The sequence below is a fragment of the Fructilactobacillus myrtifloralis genome (assembly GCF_024029335.1).
Classification (GTDB): Bacteria; Bacillota; Bacilli; order Lactobacillales; family Lactobacillaceae; genus Fructilactobacillus; species Fructilactobacillus myrtifloralis.
Genome location: NZ_CP097116.1, coordinates 1151434 through 1173403, shown reverse-complemented (window position 1 = coordinate 1173403; position 21970 = coordinate 1151434). Strand labels below are relative to the sequence as shown.

Sequence of the window (21970 nt, the reverse complement as noted above, 5' to 3'; positions counted from 1 at the left end):
ATCCTGAGCATTTTAATAAAAAAACAGTCCTCTCGGGACTGTTTTTTTATTTATCCGTATTTAAATCAATTTTGGGGGCCGCTTGCGCGTTCGCATCCGCCTTAAACGTTGGGTACGGCTTCAAGCCCTTAAAGTGGGCAATCAGGTCCCCCGGAAACACCGAAATCTGCGTGTTGTATTCGGTAACATCCTGGTTATAGGTCCGGCGCGCCTGACTCACACGGTTTTCACTGCCTTCAATCTGGGTCATTAGCTCAGAAACTTGATTCGAGCTCGCCAGGTTAGGGTAATTCTCCTGCACCGCATTTAACAGGACGTTGGTTTGCTTGTCCATGTTCTGCACCGCTTGGTTTTTATCCTGCAACGTCTTCGCATTCGCATACTGGTTTCTGGAGGCCGCAATGTCACCAAAAATCTTTTGTTCGTTTTTCATGGAACCCTTTAAGGTGCTGACTAACTGGGGCGTTAAATCCGCCCGGCGCTTGAGTTGCACCTCAAGGTTCCCCTGATCCTGGTTAATCTGTTGCTGGCCGCGCACAAACCCATTACTTGTCCCAATCAACCACCCACCTAGGACCACGATGATTAGGGCGATGACCCCCGTAATGATGTAGCCTTTTTTCAGTTTCATGGTTTCTTCCTTTCTACGTCCGGTCGTGTTGCTTGGTTCTTATTATACTGGCTTTTAAAGCTGGTTACCAGCCACTGGAGTCGCCACCGCCACCGTCAAATCCGCCGGTGTCGCCCCCAAAGCTGTCACCAAACGAACCACCGTCAAAGAAGCCGCCAGAGCCGCCATCACCACCAAAGAACGAACCGGGACCGTCGTCAAAGTGGTCATGGTGATCGGCATTCGCCCCCCATGAACCTAACAGAGCAGCTAGGGCTGATAGTAAGAGGACGCTCCGAATGTTACCACCGTTATAAATGCGCTCCACACGCCGCCGACTCAACCGGTTCACGTAGTCGGCATACGGTCCCATGAAACCCTCGCGCTGTAGCTGGCGTTGGGTGTCTGGGTCAGTTTGCATGAAATTAAGCACCATGTGCCGGCGAAATTGGTCGGCAATCGTGGCAGTAACCGCCGCATAATTCGTCCCCGTTGCAATGTACTGTTGCACGGCGGGGGTTCCCAAGAGGTTCACCAGAAACACCGCCGGATCATCGGGATAACCCTGCTCGCGGAGATAGTTGGTGGCCGCCGTTTTGACCGTTTGCGTGCGGGTCGCTTTTTTCTGCTCGTATTCCGCTAACCGTTGCCGGTAGGCGGGCACGCTCAGGGGCCCCTGCTTCAACTCAGGGAAAGCCTCGACATGCTGAATTCCCTGCTGCTTTAAGTTTTCTTCGTTAAAGGCCTGCCATAGCGCGGCGGGCGTGGGTTTAACCTGTTTAGCCGTGAGATTGTCCACCATCCGGTTTAAGAGGACTTCATTCTTCACCGGTAACTGTTGGTGCTGTAAGAAGGCCAAGACCTTTTGATCGTAGGACTTGCGGCTTCGATGCCAGTGTCCCTTTAACGAAAAGACAAGGCTCCCAAGCCCCACTAACAGCAGTAATAAGATTACAAACAGTAAATTCTGGTGGCCCACGTGGTGATCCGCCCGGGTCGTCTGCCGTGATTGCGTCTGACTTGGCGGGTCAATCTCTTGCTGATGCTCGCGCAGACGCCGTGCCACTAACGTACTAATCGTTTGCACCGCTCGATCGTAATCCTGCTGGCGGAGCGCATTGTGCACCGCGGGGGTGGCAAAGATTTGGGCAACGGCACCATCTGGCAGCGCCCCTTGCAACCCGGTTCCCACTTCTAAGCGCGCGACGTGGTGGCCCGGTTGCACGTTGACTACCAATAAGATTCCATTGTGCCAGCCCGGCCGGCCAATTTTTAACTTCCGGGCCGTATCAATCGCATAGTCATCGATGTTGGTATCTCGGGGAAGCCCATTCTTAGTGATCACGGCGTACTGCGGCTTCCCCTTCACATGACTGAGCTGGTACTGATTGACATTATCCACGGCCTGAAACGTGGACGGGGATAATACGCCCGCCTCATCTTGGACAAACCGACTTGACTGGCCGGCCGCGTGGGCCACAGCGCCCAGTCCCCATAAACTCACCATTAGGGTGAGCAGCAAGCCGAGCCATCGGGTAATTTTCATGCGTACCTCCACCTCATTTCTCGTCGTTATGGTTACATAGCGCTATTTTCTTATAGTCCTTAAAAACTGTCAATTCACCGCACCGAGTGCTTTTTAACGCCCGGCCGGCTACCATTCAGTATAATGAACATACTATCAACGAAAGTGAGAAACGCGCATGTCCCAATCATTTTTCCTCGCCTGGGCCTGGCAAACCGGTAAGTTAGCTGGCTTTTTAAGCATCATTTTAATTGGATGGCCGTTACTAGTCGGCTGGCTAACCGCCCACTTTGCCCGCCGGGTCCAACGAACGCTCGTCACGACCTTTAGCGAGCGGGCGCAGTACTGGGTTGGCGGTCTCGGCGTGATCATCCACGAACTGGGACACCTACTCTTTGCGCTCGTCTTCCTGCATCACATTAGTTCTTTTAAACTACTAAACCTGTCAGGCAATCGAGATGGCTCCCTAGGAAGCGTTGCCTCCAGTTATAACCCGAGAAATTGGTACCAAGCGGTGGGTAATTTTTTCATCGGACTCGCCCCGATGTTCAGCGGGATCTTCGTGCTCGGCTGGTTGGTTAAGGTGCTCTGTCATCCGACCTGGTCGCCCATTCAAGCGCCCGCATTTATTAACCAAGCCCATCCGGTTGCGGACTACGCCAGCTTTGCCTGGCAGACCTGTCTCACCTGGCTTAGCGAAACGGCGCAGGCCTTTTTAACCAGTGCTAGCTGGCAACAAGTCTTGCTCATCCTGTTAATCGGCATGATTAGCACGACCACCTTTAGCCTCTCTTCTGCCGACCTAAAGAGTTCGTTACAGGGCGCTAAAACTTACCTGGTGTTAGTCGTGGTCTTCAGTATAGTCATCATGGGAATCGCCATCGTGAAACCACAACTGACGTACCAGCTGGATCAATTCGTGTTAATTAGTGCCGCCGTATGGCTGGTGTTACTAATTCTCATCAGTCTGTGTCTCGTAATCAGTTGGCTAGAAATCACGCTTGTTGCGCTGCTGTTGAAACTCCTGCATCTAAAATAAGCCTCCCCATCCAATTAGGACGAGAAGGCTTATTTTAACTTGGTGGTAATTTTAAAACCAAACTGGCGGTGTAAATAAATATTTCGTAACACTGGAATTTTGGGGATTAAAATAATCATTAGCGCGATGACCACTAAATGAAGTGCTACAACAGCAACTACCCCCACGAGACTAAATCCAGACGTACTTAAAAGGGAAAAGACCCGATTAGGGAGACTAAAATTATCTAAGTCAACATCGTGAAAACACATGGCAATTAATGAATATTTCCCTAAATTCGTTAGCAATGTCAGTCTGGTTACATGAGCTACTGCCCACTTGGAAATCACAATCAAAGCGTAACTTCCGCCCATGCCTCCCAGCACCGCCAGCAAAGGATTTGTTGCAAATGCAACGTTCATAAAGAAAAAACCAGAACAAGTTGAAATTACCCACAGGACAATTCCAACGATAAAATAGTAGCTAGTTCCAGCTTCGACTAAATCATAGTGTCGTAATGCATAGCCAAACCAATAAAAAATTGGACTAATTAATGCCGCATTAATGGACCATGGTAATATCAGTACTTTTGCCGTCGTAAAACCAAGCAGAGCTGTGATAATACTTAGGACCAAAGTCAGGGTCATTGAGTATCGAACCAGACCGGTCAGCTTTACAATTACATTGAACAGAAAGTTGCCAATTAACATTGCTAACAAGAACCAAATGGCACCAATCGCGGGAATAACCAAATGAAAAGTGCCTAGATTAAGCGTGGTCGGGCTTCCAATTCCATACCCAGCTGCGAGTAACATTTGTTGTCCATTACCCGGGGATTGTAATCCCTTTAAGTGTGGAAAATGCACGGCAATTATGGAAAGCATTACAATAATAAGGGCAGTTCCAATGTAGGGTAACAAAAGATTATCCATCCCTCCATGTGCAAATTTCTTCCATGGTTTGACCTTGAATAGGTATCCCGACAAAACAAAGAAGATAGGAACATTGACGGCAAAAACTGCTTTCGAAAAATCAGAATTAGTATAGTTCATTAGGGAGTGTCCAATAACAATTAACAACATTCCGATTCCCCTCGTCACATCAATCCATTCAATTCTTTTCATTATTGGACTTCTCCCTTGTTAAAGTAATAACTTGTCTATATTTAAGCATACCAAAAATGATGGGGTAAAACATTGGAAACTTAATTTTTCAGGATAAACAAATCAAAAAGCTCATCTCCCGATGACTAACTAAAAACCACTTAAATGGAAATCCCCATTTAAGTGGTTTTTTAGTAATAATTGTAAAGTCTTATCCGTTAATCACCGTAAAGCGACGATTGGCATGCTCTGGGTGGAGCACTTCTTTAATCACACTAGCTGCCATCGTCCCTGCCGTGGTTTCTGAAACGTGATCCTTGTTAAACAGCAAGTAGTCAGTTCCTTCCATGACCTGCGCTGCTTTGGGACCCGGTACAAAGTTAAAGCCCGGAGAAACCCCAAACCAGTTAACGTTTTTCACGTTCTGTAAGAATTCTAGCTCATAGAGCTGATTTTCGGGAATTGCCCGCCAGGAAGCAGTGGATTGATCAGCTTTGATATCATCATACGCCACGCGCTGACGCGTTTGATCGGTGTATAAACTCCCGGCTCCTAAAATGAAGCCCAGGCGCTTGTTACTGTTTCTAAACATCGCGATTAGTTTCGTCGCTAAATCAACGTGTAAATACGCCTGCTTCGGCGTGGTGGCAAACGCATCAATAATTACATCGACATCGGAAAAATCAGCTGGTTCCAACGCGAAAGCATCCTTAGTTAAAACTGTAATTTCTGGAAAGTCAGCTTGTAAGTCGGCTAACTTGTCCGCATTTCGCGCATTCGCTACTACCTGGATCTGATTGGCCACGGCTTCTGCCACTAATTCTTTACCAGTCATTCCAGTGGCCCCAATAATCATCATTTTCATTGTTTGACCCGCTTTCTGCTTACTAAGCATTAATCCTAATGATTACATTGTAATCGTAACACTCATGCTTAAAATCACCTACGAATTCTAATGATTATGGTCGTCAAAAAAGGTCCCGATGAATAAGATTTCAAGAATATTGGGAATTGCCGCTAAGCACCCCATAAAGATCAAGCCTAACGCTAACCACAGGGAACCCATTATGATCGATAAGAATACCAGGACGGCAATCACGATTAAAACCGTCCTAATCAGCTTGGAACGTTTGGTTCGTTGCGCTGCCTGCTTTTTTCCCAATTCGGCCCGCTTGTGCGCTTGCCATTGTTCATAATTAATGACCATTACCTCTTAACCATTCTTTAAGAGTTACAATTTTTTCACCATCTTGCGGATCATTTATCCAAAAATGACTCCCTCCATAACTACCAGCAGATGAATAATCAATATATTGATATAATCCTAAATATTCCTGACCATGAAATGTATCTGATTTTGTTTCAAGAATTGGTAGAATACATACTTTCCCATTATTCATACCATCACCAATCCCCAACTCCCAAGGGCACCATTTTGAATCAACAATATTTTTTGTGGCAATATAGGCTAATCCCGTACACTGTTTAATCCGATTTTTAATTACGTTCGCTGTTCTAGAAGTAACATTTAACCTATCTAGTGTCGAATCCTGGATCCAATCAATATATACCGATATTCCATCTTTTTCAAAAAGGGATGCTAAAGCTCCAATTAAATTTTTATCTTTAAAACTATGCGAAATGAAAAGATCATATGAAGAACTATTACCAAAAGCCCGACCAAGGTTTTTTTGAACTTCATTTCTAGGATCATTTGCTATACCATATAAAAATTGTTTATTTAAAATCATTTATATTTTACCATCTTTCGCTAATTCAAAATATCGTTTTCCTAAAAATGTAAGCCTACATGATTTATTATTCATAGCTGCAAAATACATATAGTCTTCATCAACTGGTTCAACTAATCCTATTTTTTGATATAACTGTAATTCTTTAAACTTTGATACATTTTCACTAGACGCATATGGCTTTTTTATATAATGCTTTTCTTTTGGGGAATTAGTAAACTCATAAGAAGGATCTAATTCAAATTCACTATTTTCAGTCTCAAAATAATTTTTGATTCTTCTTAATACATCTAAACTAACGTCAGGTGTAGATTTTCTTAAATAATAAAAATTTTGAGTGTTAGTTTTGAAAATAGGTCTTTGGTCCCAAGGACCTAGCGTTTGATCAATAAAAGAATAAATACCTGCTGGGGTAATATTTCCCATAATATCTGAAGCATATCCTTCAAGAGCTTTTATAAAAAGAGAAGTAAACAAACCATGTCCACCTCGTTCTAAAGAAGGCTCTTTTTCTGAACTTGCTGTCATAATTGTTAAACCTTTGCTAATAGCAGATATATTAGATTTCAAGGGTTCCGATCCACCCATACTACCTGAAAAACAAGAATCTAAAATTATAATTTTATTTTCAATTTGAGAATCATTTGCAATCTCCAATAAATCACCTGCAGTTATCCCCATATCTCCCTCAGAAAAATCTGGGGTTACAATTCCATTTTCATTATCAATGGAATAACCATGACCAGAAAAGTAAAATAAGGCTACACTAGCATTTCCTGAAAATAAATCTTTAATGTAAGTTTTTAATTTTCCTTTAGTTGGCACGTTGCATTCAAGTCTAACATCAAAATTAGGCGAATCATCCTCATTTTTTTCTAATAATGACGCAATTGATTTGGCATCATTTACGCATCCTTTAAGTTTTGCATTAGGATAGTTATCTATTCCTACAATTAGTGCTTTTCTTTTAATCATAAATGTTATCTCCTTAATAAATTCCTATAATTTATCTATCCATTTTTCTATATTATCCCATTTCCAATTTTTAATTTTTGATGAATTTACAAATCCTGGAACATACGACAAATGTTCTTTGTACCCCCAAACAAAAAGAATGGGTATATTATTATCTTGTGAACATTTAATTTCCCAAAGTTCACCATTTGCACTTTTAGTTTTACTTGTAATAAATGCAATTACACCATCACAACTTTTAATCTTAGAATTACATTTAGTCTTCCAAGAATTTGTCCATGGTTCTTTAACAGACATATCAATAAATTCAAACGGTGATTCCTTGTTTTTAGATTGTCCAACAATAAAATCACGTAATTTTTCATCTTCAATAGCAAAGCTTATAAAAATCCTTTTTTTCAAGAAATTACCCTCTTCCATAAAACAAAACGTTTTAAATTAAATATAGATATTAGGGAAATTTTTTGATGTCAAAAATAAAAAAAGTCAAAATGACTTTAATTATAATCTCAAAAGACATACATCTAAAATCTAATATCTATCAACAAATCATTTTTAACATAAATTAGATTGAAAGTCAATAAATATGGCCGCAAATTATCAATCTCATTGAAATGACATACTACTAAAACAGTATACCCAAAATGGAATTGCAGTTGGTAGTTCTTAATCTCATTGAAATGACATACTACTAAAACTACATCATCACTATTTACTAAATTTTCAAGGTTCTTAATCTCATTGAAATGACATACTACTAAAACATAGGTACCGCCTAAATGCTTCCAATAATTGTTCTTAATCTCATTGAAATGACATACTACTAAAACGGAGGACGTGACCATTGAAAGCGCCAAGACGTTCTTAATCTCATTGAAATGACATACTACTAAAACCATAAACTGACCACGGATGAATACAATCCCGTTCTTAATCTCATTGAAATGACATACTACTAAAACCGGTGACGTGTGTAAAACAGAATTTGTGTCGTTCTTAATCTCATTGAAATGACATACTACTAAAACAAAAAATCGCAAAAAATTTCAAAAATTTTGGTTCTTAATCTCATTGAAATGACATACTACTAAAACTAGCAAACGGTAAAAAGTGGTACTACTTCGGTTCTTAATCTCATTGAAATGACATACTACTAAAACACGTAGTTTGTAAAGTTCAACTCTTGGGAGGTTCTTAATCTCATTGAAATGACATACTACTAAAACATGTTAAAAATGTTTTAGCTATTTCTGCTCGTTCTTAATCTCATTGAAATGACATACTACTAAAACCGTCTGTAATATTTCATCCGTTAACGCTCAAAGATTACAAAATCCTTGTCAACGCTGTAATAACGGCATTCTTCTAACAATTGGGAATATGGTTGCCAGGAAAAATCTAATAGTAAGACATGTAATTCCAACTTTTTAATTAATTGAAATATCTGAAGTTGTTGGGCTTCTTCCAAGTAATTAAAGAGATCAGCAAGAACCAGTAGTTTTTTAGCATTAAATTGATTATATAAGTTAAGAACTTCCTTAATTATATCATAGGGAGTTGCTTGCGCATCATGCAAAAAGTTAATCCCACAGTACTTATACTGCTTTTTCACGTCCCACTCATCATTAATTGTTAGCGGAAAATCCTCTAAATAAGCAGATCCCAAGAAAATACTTTTAAGTTCGCAATCTAATTGATATAGGCGTTGGCGTTCCTTCTCGTTTAAATTTTCCAGAATTTCCCGTTCAATTTTCAGTTTAAAGGGCGTAAACAGATCTGGATTAGTAACCACGTTTCCTATAAATTGTAAATAGTCATTGAGTTCAAGTACTTCATCATTATCACTCAAAACGATGTCTTGCTTACTTTGCAAGCCTAAACTCAGACTAGTATAAAAGGCTTGATTATTAGTCCGAATAACAGTGGGAACTCCCGCATTAATTTCAAAGGGAGCATTCGGATACAAAGTTAGCTTCATAGCACCACCGTCCGATCTGAGGTATTCCGGACATCATCCTTTTGCTCTCCAACCAAAAAGTGCATACTATTGTATTGTTTTTCGGTTACCATCAACGTCTGAATCAATCCACGGGTAGGTAAAAACGTTTTAATCCGATTTTCCGTAAACTGAGCGGACTGTTTGGTGACACAAACCCGGGCATAGACCGAATACTGGATCATTAAGAATCCTTCGTTGATTAACTCCTTGCGAAACTTCCGGTAATTCCGCTTATCTTCACTAGTATCCATTGGCAAATCAAACATTACGATTAAGCGCATAATCCGATATCTCATCTCCTAATTCCACCTCAACTTTAGCAGTCTCTCGTTCTCCATTTAAATAATTAATGCAGTTCGTCACGTGCGTTTTTAGTGCATTTCTTAAAATTGTATTCTTGCCGTTAAACTTTAGTTCTAGGTTCAACAAATCAACTAACTTAATCTTAACTTCTGGAGTTAATTCCTTAATCTCTTGTTCACTTACCCACCAGTCGATAATGGGTCGAAACGGTTCCATCAAATCTGACCCCAGGTTAAATTGATTTTCATCGTTGTGATGATGAATCCCTAGCTGCGTCAAACATCCCGTGGCGACAATGTTACGGTTCACCAATGACAATAAAATTGAATAACCGTAGTTTAAAGCAGCGTTAGCGGGCTGGAAATTCCGTCGTTCAAATCCAGTTTCAAACAGTAACGGAAAATACTTGCGCGCAACGACTGCTTCACGGTTACTAAGATCATTAATCTCAATTTTGCGGAATTCATAATCAAGATCACTCGCATCAATGTGACGTTTTTGTAAAACCGTGATTTGCATCTGAACCTTAGCGGTAACTAACCAAGTCCATAGTAGTTCTTTGCGAGCTTCATCCCACTCAAACTGCCGTTGTAAAACTGACATACTACGATTATTCGGTAAATAATCAACCGTTTCACAGACCGGTTCCCCAGTCTCGTCTGAAAAAATCACTTTAACTGCGGCACGTGCTAATTCACTAATAGCCCGCGCCGTTAGTACTGCCTGTGTGTTACTAATCAGCAGTACCTCGATATCATCGATTGGAACTTCGGCCACCGTTTGGTTAGTTTGGACGATGATCCGTCGTCCGGAATATGATACCTTAGCGTGTTGGGTGATCACAACGCTTCTCCACACCATCTTCCTACCTCCTTGACTTTCCTAAAAAAAGTCGTTATATTGATATTGTTGGTTGGGATGCCAACGGTTTTTAATCTCATTGAAATGACATACTGAGTTAAAATCAAACAATGCCTATGGCGGAGTTTATCCTTGTGAGCCCTTAAGGGCCGTACATATTAGAAAAGGGAAGCTATCATCTGATAGCTTCCCTTTTTTGGTGCTTCAGTTTTACAAATCAGAAATTTTAACTTGCCGGGAAAATAGACCAGTTGGAGATTGGTAAATAAATTTAGTTTCAGGTTTCAATTTTATACCTGATGTTAAAATGAACAATCCTAAATATTTAGGTAACCCAACCTTTGAAACATCAGCATATGGCGCATTGGCATGCATTCCAATCAACAAGTTGTTAATAATTGTTCTCATATCATCGAAATCAGCTAACTCACTAAATCGAACTTTTGCTTCTTCACTATTACTAAAATCATAAGCTTTAAAATAGCGTTGTCCCTTATCAACAATTTCATTGAAAACAAAAATCAAATCATCCCGAGTAAGATCAGTTGGCTTACTGCTTAAAATTTTCATTGCTTGGTCAGATAACACCAACTGTTGAGCATTATGCCGATATTGCTTACTTGCTAACGTAAACATTGACCCATCCTCATTAACTAGTTGATTAATGTATACCTTGCTTTTAACAACCTGATAATCATTTACCTTACCGTTCTTTCCTGTAAATTGGGGACGAACAGATTTATCGACCATCTCAGCAAAGGACATTCCCTGTTGTTGCCAAACTAAATTAGCTAACGGAACACTTGCAAGCCGATATTCGACTTTCGCTCTTTTTTTCACGCGAACTAATGTCATGAAAGCCGCCGTTTTACTGGTATAACCACCATAAATGTCACTCGAACGATTAGCTTTAGGGTTAATCAACTTTCGTGGCTTCTTCATCTTTTTATCATGGGCCGGCGCCGGAAAGACCGTCTGCTTAAATAAATTCCCGTGATTGGTTTCCAGTTCTTTGGTTACCAGCATCCGTTTTAATTGATACAACTTGCGCATGTAACCCAATAACTGGTCTGGATCAGTTTTAATCTGCCCATCTTCAGCTAACTCATGTTGCTTTTCAAAGCGGTATAAGAAGTTAAAATGCTTCAAGTCCTTAATTCCACCCTTGGCATAATCACCATAAACAAAGTATGGCTTCAAATTAGGATATTGTTGTAACAACCAATTTCCTACAAACACTGATAAGTAGGCATCAAAAGCATGGTGATAATCATTCACATTCCGGTTTTTATAGAAGTTGAATTTCGTCCGCATGTGATGGGTTAAGTTCGCTTTTACCGTAACAATCTCAGTCTGTCCCTCATCGGCATAGCGGTTGTGCAAAATCTCTGCAATTAGTTTAATGACCTGGCGGGTTTCAACCAGTTGCCGATTAATGAACCGACCTTGATTGTTAAACTTACTAATTTTATCGGGAGTTAACATGAGATTATTGTACTTCTTCCAAGTCATCAATCCGTGCTCGCGCAGAGTGTTCCAATAACCCTTCATCTTATCCCCAAAGAGTTCTCCAGGGAGCCGGTCAGCCTTGGTCTGGTTATTATCCTGAGCTGTTAACACACGATTATCCAACGAGTTATCCAAAATAAAGGACTGCGGTAAGATATGATCAATTTGATAGTTGGAAAGCCGATCAATATCGATTGGCTTCCCGGTATATAAATCCTTACCGCCTTGAACGAAGTACAAATAGAGCCGGTCATTAAATTGCGCCTTATCTTTGATTTTCGCTTTTAATTCCGCCTGCACATCCTTGCTAATCTCAGCCTTTGCGTTCTGATACGTTTTATCTAACTGGTTAGCCCGTGAATTAACTAAGCGATGATCGTTTCGATCTTCGCGGGCAAATTCAATCATAATGTTTGCAGGAGCGTGACCCATGGCCTTTTCAATGTCATCAATCACTAATAAGACCTGGCGCATGGCCTTTTTATTTTGTGGAGATGTATACAAGTCATCAATCACGTCGGAAACGTTTTGTTGGTCTAACTGGTCTCCGTTAAATTCTTGAATCGCAGCCTTGAAACTATCATCAGCCAGGGTTTCCATCAAGTTTTGATCCGTGTTCCACAACACATCAATTACCCGTTCTCCGTTGGCGTTTGTTATCCCAGCTAACAATTGTTTCGATAATCGACCCCAACCTTGGTACCGGTGTTTTGCTAACTGGGTTTTTTGTTCCTGTGTAAGCCATTTAATTGTATCCAGCTTTAACTTGAAAATGTGTTCATCTTCAAAGATGGTCGACCACTCAATGATGCGTTCAAGGTCCGCCTGGCGATCCGGATTATCCAGCTGGGAACCAAAGATCGGTTTAAAATCATTATACGTGCCCAATATATTGTTAACGTTCTTTTGATCGGTCGTTCCTGAAAGATCGGCATCTGTATTAATCCAACCCTGGGCCTGCATAAACTCCTTGATTCGTTTCAAGGAAACGCGTTTGTGGTTTTTATAAACCTGATTAAAAATCGCTTGTTTCTGGTCTGGTTCTAATGCAAATTTCTTTCCATTCACATTCACTTTTAACTTATTTAACTCGTTTAAAACCGTGAATTCTTGGTATAACAAACTATTTTTCGGCAACACCGGTGCTCCAATTAGGTAGGTATCCGTGGCCGTCATCCGTTTGATAAAATTCGTTGCTGAAGTCGTTTTATCAACTTTTTCCGCAAAATTCCACGGAGTGATGCTCCCCTGATCTTTGCGTTTCATCCACGCAAATTTGCCGTTTTCAGCACTAACTTCTTCTGGATCAACCATCGGACCGACGTAGTAAGGCACCCGGAAGGAAATCAGCGCATCCAGGTGCTCTTTAGCTTCACGAAGCCAGGGATAATACTGTCCCTGATTCTCAATGATGGCGTCGAGCTCCTGTTGCTGCAGTTGATATGGAATCGCCCCATTTTCTTTGGAACGTTGTTTTGGCATAAATTGCCCCGTATCAATCTCCGATTTAATTTCAGTAGCCACTGCCGAATCATCCAGTTGCTTCCCCACCCGCTTCATAAATTCATCCAACGGGAGTTTCTTATAGCTACTAACTTCACCATCAACGTAATCGGCGTAAGCCTGTTTCAGAGCCGTGGCTTGTTCCACCTTTCCCGCTTTCTTGAACTGCGCTGCTAATTGTTTTAACTTCTCTAAGTCATCATGATGCCGTTCATACCGATCAATCATGGCCTCCGAGATACTTGAGAACATCTTCCCCGTGGTCGGATTCTGTAGGATTCCAGCTAAATCAACGGCAAAGTATAGCTTTTGCAGGATTGCCACGATTTCCTGATCCTCATCCGTCACTTGTGAGCCTAAATCAGCTAACTTTTGGTCAAAATCATCGCTATTGAAAGTTAACGAAAACTCCTTAGCATTCGGAACATCCTGTAGCCCAAAAATCACGTCAAACTTAGCTTTTAACCCGACAATTGCCTTCACAATTTCCGTAGCAAGCTTTTTATTAAGCTTATCCTGATCCTTGTCACCTTTCACAAAAATTTCACTCGCAATTTGCTTTTGGCGATCACTCTTACTAAAGTTAGTATCTGTCAAAATTTTCACCAGGTGATTGACGTCCGTGGTTTTTAACCGCACGTCATCACGTTGTTGCTGGGCAAAAATATCATCTAACTGCTGAAAGGCTGTAGCTAGATCGATTTCCCCCGCCTTGAACTTATTGGCAGCCGCCTTGTTCAAAAAATGGCCTCGGTATTTAATCAAATGGTGCACGGCTAAATAGATTAACCGGACATCAAACTGCCGTTGTTCCGTAGCCAGTTTATGCCGTAAATGATAAATCGTTGGATACTCATGGTGATAATCTCGATCGGTAAAGTCCGGATCTGCAAATAAGATGTTATCTGCAAATTCATGCTTTTTCTGTGGATCTAACGGCGACACGCTTGATTGCCGTAATCGAGCGTAGAAACTCTGGTCCACTGCAGCAATCGGAGCATCAAAAATTTCCGCCAACAGCCGTAACCGCCATTTTCTTCGCGATAAGCGCCGTCGCGTTGTCCGAAACCCGCGCCGGTCGGCAGCTGCTTCGCCTTCCTTAAACAACCGCGTCCCAATTCCATAATGACCCTTAACTGAAATCAAGCGGTTATTTTCGTCCGTGATGGCCCACCCAATCGAGCTGGTCCCAATATCAAGTCCCACATTATACGGTACATCTGTCTTCATGATTGCCTCCCAGATTATTAATGTCATTATTATATCATGTACAAATCATTATTATAAAAGTTAATTAAAATTCAATTGTTGCTACTTAAGCTACTTATGATTAGTCTTCGTTCGAGAATCCAGTCCAATTTATGATGTAGAGAAACCGGAATACTTTGTGACAAACTGAACTAAATCAGCAGTAAACCGGTCCGTTTCGTCAATCATCAAGTTGTGACCTGAATTTCCGTACTGCTTAATTCCTAGCTCAGGATACTTGAGAGTTAATAACTTAACCGGGTCTTTGTGTCCAACAATATTATCGTAGCGTCCCACTAACAACATTGTGGCAACCGGCTCAATTGCATTTAACCAGTTTGGCAATGAGTAAAGGTCTGAATTCATTACCCTAGTCAGATTTGTGCTTTGATTATAGGCTAACGGCTTCTCAATCAATCGTTGGTATAATGCAAATTTTAGGTGGTTCAAAATTACATTTACCGCTTTAAAATCATCCGTAAATTGGTCTGAATTAGAACCAACGTACGGGTGGGCTAAGTTATCCAAGGTCCGTTCCGCAAGTTTGGGAACCACCATTGGCACTACTAACAGCTGAGCCTTCATTGCGTGGGGAAAATCTTTCTTTAATCCCGTCGCTAAATACCCGCCGTATGATTGGCCCACCACTAGAAACCGGGATAAATTTAACGCGCGTAATGTTTGCACAAGCTCTTGCAGCGTCGTTTTGGCATCAATAAATTCAAGTTCGCGGGAACGCCCCATTCCCGGTAAATCAATGTAAATCCGTTGATACCCGAAAAGGAGCTTTTTAAACACCGGCTCGGTTAGTGGCATTAGGCTAGTACCATCTAGTTCATATCCATGCAAAAAAATAATTGGCATTCCGGTACCAACTTTAGTGAATTTCAGCATAACTTCCTCCATCCCTACTCAGCCATTCTCCGACTCCGCCACGCAAACCAAACGTAGCCACCCACGGACAACAGCACAAACAATCCCACGGCTTCTACTGCCACGACCGGAAACGATTGAAAGTGGTCCAGAACCCCCACGCCCCACAGCAGTAACAGCGACACCACGCTTCCCAAGGTCCCAGAAACCGCCGTGACCGAGGCAAGGGACCGTGCTGGTGCTTGGCGTTGCAGGTTCACCAGCAATTGGGTACTATAAATATTAAAGGGCACTAAGAAGAGGCAGGTTAAACTAACCATCCCAAACTGCCAATGCTGACAGGCCAGGGCGCTAAGGAACAGACTCACCATCAGCAATACTAAGAATACTTCGCCCCGGCGAAAGTTCCAGCGGGCAAACACCCAGTTACTGCCTAACGCGATTAGCTGAAACCCAACGTAAAACAAGCCAAACTGGGTTTGCTTAAGCCCGGCACCTAGAAACAACACCTGCCAGAACTGGAAAAAGAGTTGCGCCACGATTTGTAATACCGCTAACTGCCCGATTGTCAGCCATAACTGCGCCGACAAGCCCGTTCGCAGTAAAGCCACTAACTCGCAGAAGCTGCTCCGCTGTTCTGCAGCTTTGCCGGCGGTTCCGTGAAAGCCGAATAAGATTAAGCAGAAAGCAACCCCAATCAGAACAATCGAAATGATGTACAAGGCGTTCTCTAAGTAAGCATAGATAAAGGACCCTAGTCCCCCACCGAGCAGGCTACTCATCAAATTGGTATTGTTAAAGCGCACGTTAAACCGCTTGATCAGGGGCTCGTTGTGTTGATACTGCCGCAGAAAATAGGTTTCTAGCGAACTACTGATGGCCGCACTACTAATCCCGTAGATAAACCAGGACCCACTCAGGATCCAAAAGGAATGCGACCACATGATTAATCCGTACGAAAGTGCTAGTAACAACAGTGACAATTCGTACACCCGTTGCTCTGACCAAGTGTCCGTCAATAGTCCCGATGGCAGTTCGAATCCCAACACCGCGATCATGAAGAAACTCTGAATCACCGCGATTTGTCCGACACTCATCCCCTTATTAAGCAGGATTACGGTCAGCACGGCATGTGGGAGCACCCGTGCAAAGTTATACAAAAAGAAAGAGGTTAAGTAGACGATTAGATTGGTTTGGGAACGTGATAATGCTGGCATTAGTTGGCCTCCCGTCGGTTAATTATGCGCATTATACCATTTTCCCCCAGTGGTTCCCGTGCCAATTTCAGTCCCTTATCCACAAAAAAACCACCGGTTCAGTAACGAACCAGTGGTTTTTTTAATCAGTTATTTGGGATCTTAGACTTCGCGGTTAGTTTCCGTTTCGACGCCAATCCCATCGTATTCATCGAGAATAATTTGTTTCAAGTCCGCAATCAACGGTTCCTTCGGGTTGGCAGTTGTACATTGATCCCCGTAAGCCAGTTCCGCTAACCGTTGTGCTTTATCTTCCAGCTCCTGGCGATCAACGCCTTGGGCTTTCAGGCTCAACGTTACGCCAACGGAGTGCGCCAGCTCAATCACTTTGTGAACCAAGGCTTCCTTCAGTTCTTCGTTCGTATTCCCTGGCAAACCAATGTAGCGGGCAATTTCAGCGTAGTCTTGATCAGCCCGGAAGGATTCGTACTTCGGCCACGTTGCAATCTTCTTCGGTTGCTTGAAGTTGTACCTAATAACGTGTGGCAGAGTAATGGCAATCGCAATTCCGTGGGTAATTCCGAATTGACCCCCGAGTTTGTGGGCAATCGAGTGGGTAATCCCAAGGAAGGCGTTCGCAAAGGCCATTCCGGCAATCGTGGAAGCAGTGTGCATCTTGTCGCGCGCTTCCATGTCGCCGTTGTAAGAAGCCGTCAGGTTTTCAAAAATCATCTTGATGGCTTGCAGTGACAACGGCCGCGTGTAATCAGAGGCCATCACGGAAACGTAGGATTCAATCGCGTGCGTTAAGGCATCCAGTCCGGAAGCAGCAATCGTACTCTTGGGCACCGTTTTGACAAATTGAGGGTCAATGATGGCCACGTCTGGAGTCAAAGCGTAGTCTGCCAGTGGGTACTTAATGTGGAGCTTAGCATCCGTAATTACGGAGAACGGCGTTACTTCTGAACCAGTTCCTGAAGTACTTGGGATGGCAACCATCTTCGACTTACTTGGTTTTTCGAAGCGGTAGGCCCGTTTCCGGATGTCCAAGAATTTCTGTTTAGCTCCAAAGAAGTCCGTTTCGGAGTTTTCGTAGATTAACCACATCATCTTAGCAGCATCCAGTGGTGATCCACCCCCGAGTGCAATGATGGTATCTGGTTGGAAGCCCCGCATTTGCATTACTCCGGCATCAACCGTTTCGGTGGTTGGTTCGCCGTGAATGTCATCAAAGATGTAGTATTGAACGCCATCATCCCGGGCGTTTAATTCATCGAGCACCTTGTCAACGTAGTGGTATTTAACCATGGATGGGCTCGTCACGATGAAGGCCTTTTGGATGTTTGGCATGTCCTTCAGGTAGCGCACGGAGTTCTTTTCGAAGTAAATCTTTGGTAGTTTAATCCATTGCATATTATTTCTTCTCTTTGCGATTGTTTTGATGTTCAACAGGTCATAGTCCGTCACGTTATGCGAGATCGAGTTTTGTCCCCATGATCCGGTTCCCAGCGTGAGGGACGGCGTCATGTTGTTGTAGAGGTTTCCAACTCCACCAAGTCCAGATGGGGAGTTCACGATGACCCGTGAAGCCTTTACGAACACGCCGAACTGCGTTGCGAGTTCTTCGTTCGTAGTTTGAATGGCCGCGGTGTGGCCTAACCCACCGTATTCCAACAGTTTGTTGACGATTTTAAAGGCCTCGTGATGATCCTTAGCGTGGTAAACCGAGATTACGGGTGAGAGCTTTTCACCAGACATTGGGTACTTCGGGCCAATTCCCGTCATTTCAACGGCAAGCACCTGGGTGTCTTCTGGGACCTTAATCCCGGCCATTTCAGCAATTTGCTTTGCCGTTGCCCCCGCGATGGGACCTTTAACGCTCAACCGGGTGCTATCAAACATCGCATCGGTCAGTTGTTGTTTCTCGGCTTCCGGCACAAAGTACACGTTGTTACGTTCCAGTTGTTCTTTCACATCGGCGTAAATCTGATCGTCAATGACGGCACTGTTTTCCGTGGCACAAATCATCCCGTTATCGAAGGTCTTTGACAACACAATGTCGTTTACGGCTTCCGGAATCTTGGCCGTTGCTTCGATGTAAACTGGACCGTTTCCAGGACCTACCCCTAAGGCTGGTTTCCCAGTTGAGTAAGCGGCTTTGACTAGGCCAGGGCCACCGGTGGCTAAGGTACATGCTACTCCGGGGTTCTTGATCAAGGCGTTAGTTGCTTCCCGACTTGGTTCGGCAATCCACTGGATACAATCCTTAGGCGCCCCAGCGGCCACAGCTGCATCGCGCATGATCCGCGCAGCTTCAATCGAGGATTGTAAGGCCTGCGGGTGCAAACTAAAGATGATCGCATTCCGAGTTTTCATGGAAATGATTGACTTAAACAGGGTGGTTGAGGTTGGATTGGTAACCGGTGTAATCCCGGCTAACACTCCGAGGGGTTCGGCCACTTTTATTAAGTCTTCTTCCGAATTCTCGTCGATGACCCCGACCGTCTTATCGTTGCGAATGTCGTGCCAAATTTCTTCGGTTGCGAACAGGTTCTTGATGGCCTTGTCTTCGGCAACTCCCCGTCCGGTTTCTTCGTACGCCATTTTACCGAGACGTTGGTGAGCATCCACCCCAGCAATTACCATGGCGTGGGTGATTTCATCGACCTTGGCTTGGTCAAAGTTACTCATTTCGTCTAAAGCAACGTGCGCCTTTTTAACCATTTCGTCAATCGTCGCGTCAATTGCTTTGTTTTCTTGTGCTTCTTTTTTGTCAGACATGTTCTTTCCTCCGGTTATTCTTCTGGGTTACAGGGGCGCGTGCTACAAAGCGCCCGGTTGCCGGTTAATTCTTTTTAGGCCGTTGCGCCCGTGAAGTCAAAGACGACCCGACCCACAATCTTGCCGGCCTTCATTTCGTCAATGACGTGATTAATGTTTTCCAACTTATCGGTCTTAACGATTGGTTTAACTTCGCCAGCGGCACCAAACTGGAAGGTTTCGCGCAGGTCTTCCCGCGTTCCTACTAGGGACCCAGCGACTTTGATTCCATCTAAAACGGTTTTATCAATGTTTAGCGCCATGTCACCCTTGGGTAAGGCCACTGCCACTAACGTTCCGTTGGGAGCCAATGCGTTTACAGCGTTCGTAAAGGCGGGGGCACTAACGGCCGTCACGATTGCAGCGTCAACGCCACCATCCGTGGCCTTGATGATTTGCTCCGTTGCATCGTCATCGTGCCGGTTAATCACAACGTCCGCCCCGTTTTCTTGCGCAGCTTGCAGTTTGGCAGGATTACCGTCGGTAACTACCACCCGGGCGCCAAAGACGTGCTTAGCAAGTTGAACGGCCAGGTTTCCAAGGCCACCAGCTCCAACGATTTCAACCCAATCACCGGGCTTCGTGTCGCCTTCTTTTAGGGCCTTGTAAGTCGTTACTCCCGCACAGGTTAACGACGTGGCCTGGATGGGATCCAGTTCATCGGGCACTTTAACCGCATACTTCGCATCCACGATGCATTCTTCTGACATCGCACCGTCAACGCTAAACCCAGCGTTTTTAACGTTCCGGCAGAGCGTTTCGTTTCCAGTAACACAGTACCGACAGGTTCCGTCAGCGGAGTAGAACCAGGCAATCGAAACCCGGTCGCCGACCTTCAAGTTGTCAACGTCTTTTCCGACTTGGGTTACCTTCCCCACGCCTTCGTGACCAATGATCCGACCTGGAACTGGACCAAAATCACCAGCGGCCACGTGTAAATCGGTGTGACACAACCCACAATATTCAATCTTAACTAGTGCTTCATGGTCCGCAATCGGACGGAGATTAACATCCTTGATGTCAACGTACCCATCTGAGTTGGGACGAACAACAGCTGCTTTCATCTTTTATTCCCCTTTCCAAACCTTTACTTTACGATTATATTATATTGTTCAAATATTCACATGTCAACGAAAAAAAGTTATTTTAATTATTAAAAAAGATTAAAACAGAGCGCAAAAAGGCTATAATCGCGCATTCCATCGCTCTTAAACCCGTGAAACATAATTTTGTGTTTAGTTACACAAAATTAGGCAATTTGCCAAATAAAAAGAGTGAAACCCGCTTTTACGTGTTCCACTCTCACTGTCATTATAATCGGGATAACAGGAATTGAACCTGCGACCTCATACTCCCGAAGCATGCGCTCTACCAAGCTGAGCTATATCCCGGTAATTTTCATTACTAGTTAATCATACCACAAATCTTAGCACAGGGCCAAATGACCTTAGCAACAACAAAGCGTAATTCCAACTGGAATTACGCTCGTCATTTTCAAGGGTTTAGTCAGGTAACCACCCGTGATTTTGCAGGTCAAAGTCTCGTTTCGGGAGCTTAGAAACATACGGATTCCCGGCCACGTAAAAACGATACGGCTTATCCGTCCAACTACCCCGGTCACTGACGCCGATTCGACCACTCGCCATGATTTGTTGCGGCGTCTTTCCGTGTTCTAAATCAATGTCTAAGTCCGTCTCCCCAAACTCGCGCTCGTTGAGTTGCTTATCCGTGATCCCGAGGGCTTCCATCAGTTTGCCCGGTCCGTTGGTTAGGTCATAACCATGCTTAGCGCGGTGCTGTTCCATTAACGCCCGTCCTGCGACTGGTTCTAACCCTCGGATCAAGATTCCCTCTGGGACCCCCTCCGCCTGCGCGGCGACGTCCAGACAGAGGCGGGAGTGGATCGAATAAATGTAAATGGTCCCCGGAACTCCATAGAGCGCCTCGTTTGCCGGCGTTCGTTTGCCTTGATAGGCATGGGCGGCTGAGTCCCGTTGACCCAAGTAGGCTTCTGCTTCCGTGATGTAGCCACTCATCAACCCGTGGGGCGAGTGGTACACCAATAGCTTGCCTAACAAGCGTTGCGTAATCTCATCCGTTGTTCCCGTTGCAAAAAACCGTCGCAGTCGTTCTGTCACCGTGTTTACCTACCTTCAAACTCCCCCTGTGGTCTTAATTACCGGACCACAATCACCGAAATCTTGGCCTTCTTCGCTAACTTAACACTGATGCTGTAAAAATGGTGTTCGCCATCCTTATCGGCCCCACACACTAACAAATCCGGTTTAAAGTTCGGAATGATCGTGTCGAGGATTTCATCATCAATGTCGCCACCTTCACTGGCAATCGCTGTCACATCGCTAACCCCAAAGTCCTCGGCCATGGTGACGTAGTGATCAATCACCTGGTTCAAGGCGGCCCGCTTCTCGTCTAATTTCTTCGGTGTCAGAGAATCATAAATGTTGATGTCATCACCCTCTAATACCGAACAAATCCCGAGTTCAGCGTGAAACGTCTTGGCCTGGGTCACTGCGTACCGTAACGCCGCTTCGTTCGCACTCGGATCGTCAGCGTCAATCGTCAGCAAGATCCGTTTAAACGTCAATGGTTCTACTTCAGTCATTTTCTTCACCTCCCTTCGCTAATATCATAGCATGAAACCACCGATTCGGCGTG

19 protein-coding genes, 1 tRNA gene and 1 CRISPR repeat array are annotated in these 21970 nt (G+C 43.8%); of the genes, 1 reads left to right on the top strand and 19 read right to left on the bottom strand.

Features of this window, described 5'->3' with window-relative positions:
• Positions 1 to 46: 46 nt before the first annotated feature.
• Both M3M35_RS05775 and M3M35_RS05770 read right to left on the bottom strand, forming a co-directional pair.
• Positions 47 to 631 carry a LemA family protein gene (locus M3M35_RS05775; protein ID WP_252749716.1) on the bottom strand — a complete coding sequence of 195 codons (585 nt, stop codon included), beginning with the start codon at positions 629 to 631 and terminating at the stop codon, positions 47 to 49.
• Between the two features lie 64 nt (positions 632 to 695).
• Positions 696 to 2156, bottom strand: a complete 1461-nt coding sequence (locus M3M35_RS05770) for a TPM domain-containing protein (RefSeq protein WP_252749715.1) — start codon at positions 2154 to 2156, stop codon at positions 696 to 698.
• A 157-nt stretch (positions 2157 to 2313) separates the two neighbouring features.
• Here M3M35_RS05770 and M3M35_RS05765 point away from each other — a divergent pair, with 157 nt between their 5' ends.
• Entirely contained in the window at positions 2314 to 3174 is an 861-nt protein-coding gene (locus tag M3M35_RS05765; protein WP_252749714.1) for a hypothetical protein, read from the top strand.
• Between the two features lie 29 nt (positions 3175 to 3203).
• On the opposite strand, the gene M3M35_RS05760 is transcribed toward M3M35_RS05765, so the two are convergent.
• The 17 genes from M3M35_RS05760 to M3M35_RS05680 all read right to left on the bottom strand — a co-directional run bounded on the left by M3M35_RS05760 (position 3204) and on the right by M3M35_RS05680 (position 21917).
• The gene (locus M3M35_RS05760) at positions 3204 to 4277 is read right to left on the bottom strand and encodes an acyltransferase family protein (RefSeq protein WP_252749713.1); all 1074 of its coding nucleotides are present in this window, start codon (positions 4275 to 4277) and stop codon (positions 3204 to 3206) included.
• Positions 4278 to 4467: 190 nt separating this feature from the next.
• Positions 4468 to 5121: an NAD(P)-dependent oxidoreductase gene (locus M3M35_RS05755; protein ID WP_252749712.1), complete on the bottom strand. Its 654-nt coding sequence runs from the start codon at positions 5119 to 5121 to the stop codon at positions 4468 to 4470.
• An 87-nt stretch (positions 5122 to 5208) separates the two neighbouring features.
• The gene (locus M3M35_RS05750) at positions 5209 to 5463 is read right to left on the bottom strand and encodes a hypothetical protein (protein WP_252749711.1); all 255 of its coding nucleotides are present in this window, start codon (positions 5461 to 5463) and stop codon (positions 5209 to 5211) included.
• Positions 5453 to 6007, bottom strand: a complete 555-nt coding sequence (locus M3M35_RS05745) for a toll/interleukin-1 receptor domain-containing protein (RefSeq protein ID WP_252749710.1) — start codon at positions 6005 to 6007, stop codon at positions 5453 to 5455. Before M3M35_RS05745 ends, M3M35_RS05750 begins: the two co-directional genes overlap by 11 nt.
• Positions 6008 to 6982 (bottom strand): caspase family protein, encoded by a 975-nt coding sequence (locus M3M35_RS05740; RefSeq protein WP_252749709.1) that lies wholly within the window; start codon positions 6980 to 6982, stop codon positions 6008 to 6010.
• 24 nt (positions 6983 to 7006) lie between these two features.
• A complete protein-coding gene (locus tag M3M35_RS05735) occupies positions 7007 to 7384 on the bottom strand; it encodes a TIR domain-containing protein (RefSeq protein ID WP_252749708.1) in 378 nt (125 codons plus the stop codon).
• A gap of 194 nt (positions 7385 to 7578) precedes the next feature.
• A CRISPR array of direct repeats spans positions 7579 to 8274; the repeat unit is 36 nt; unit sequence GTTCTTAATCTCATTGAAATGACATACTACTAAAAC.
• 20 nt (positions 8275 to 8294) lie between these two features.
• Entirely contained in the window at positions 8295 to 8960 is a 666-nt protein-coding gene (gene csn2 / locus M3M35_RS05730) for a type II-A CRISPR-associated protein Csn2 (RefSeq protein WP_252749707.1), read from the bottom strand.
• Positions 8957 to 9262: a CRISPR-associated endonuclease Cas2 gene (gene cas2 / locus M3M35_RS05725; RefSeq protein ID WP_289847035.1), complete on the bottom strand. Its 306-nt coding sequence runs from the start codon at positions 9260 to 9262 to the stop codon at positions 8957 to 8959. The genes csn2 and cas2 overlap by 4 nt, the downstream gene beginning before the upstream one ends.
• The gene (cas1, locus tag M3M35_RS05720; RefSeq protein ID WP_252749705.1) at positions 9240 to 10145 is read right to left on the bottom strand and encodes a type II CRISPR-associated endonuclease Cas1; all 906 of its coding nucleotides are present in this window, start codon (positions 10143 to 10145) and stop codon (positions 9240 to 9242) included. Before cas1 ends, cas2 begins: the two co-directional genes overlap by 23 nt.
• 210 nt (positions 10146 to 10355) lie before the next feature.
• Positions 10356 to 14387 (bottom strand): type II CRISPR RNA-guided endonuclease Cas9, encoded by a 4032-nt coding sequence (cas9, locus tag M3M35_RS05715; protein ID WP_252749704.1) that lies wholly within the window; start codon positions 14385 to 14387, stop codon positions 10356 to 10358.
• A gap of 129 nt (positions 14388 to 14516) precedes the next feature.
• A complete protein-coding gene (locus tag M3M35_RS05710; RefSeq protein WP_252749703.1) occupies positions 14517 to 15269 on the bottom strand; it encodes an alpha/beta fold hydrolase in 753 nt (250 codons plus the stop codon).
• 44 nt (positions 15270 to 15313) lie between these two features.
• Entirely contained in the window at positions 15314 to 16495 is a 1182-nt protein-coding gene (locus M3M35_RS05705) for an MFS transporter (RefSeq protein ID WP_252749702.1), read from the bottom strand.
• Positions 16496 to 16636: 141 nt separating this feature from the next.
• On the bottom strand, positions 16637 to 19255 hold the full coding sequence (adhE, locus tag M3M35_RS05700; RefSeq protein ID WP_252749701.1) for a bifunctional acetaldehyde-CoA/alcohol dehydrogenase: 2619 nt from the start codon (positions 19253 to 19255) through the stop codon (positions 16637 to 16639).
• 74 nt (positions 19256 to 19329) lie between these two features.
• The gene (gene adhP / locus M3M35_RS05695) at positions 19330 to 20358 is read right to left on the bottom strand and encodes an alcohol dehydrogenase AdhP (protein WP_252749700.1); all 1029 of its coding nucleotides are present in this window, start codon (positions 20356 to 20358) and stop codon (positions 19330 to 19332) included.
• A 253-nt stretch (positions 20359 to 20611) separates the two neighbouring features.
• A tRNA-Pro gene (locus M3M35_RS05690) sits at positions 20612 to 20685 on the bottom strand.
• Positions 20686 to 20796: 111 nt separating this feature from the next.
• The gene (locus M3M35_RS05685) at positions 20797 to 21432 is read right to left on the bottom strand and encodes a DNA-3-methyladenine glycosylase (protein ID WP_252749699.1); all 636 of its coding nucleotides are present in this window, start codon (positions 21430 to 21432) and stop codon (positions 20797 to 20799) included.
• A gap of 38 nt (positions 21433 to 21470) precedes the next feature.
• Positions 21471 to 21917: a universal stress protein gene (locus M3M35_RS05680; protein WP_252749698.1), complete on the bottom strand. Its 447-nt coding sequence runs from the start codon at positions 21915 to 21917 to the stop codon at positions 21471 to 21473.
• Between the last annotated feature and the right edge of the window lie 53 nt (positions 21918 to 21970).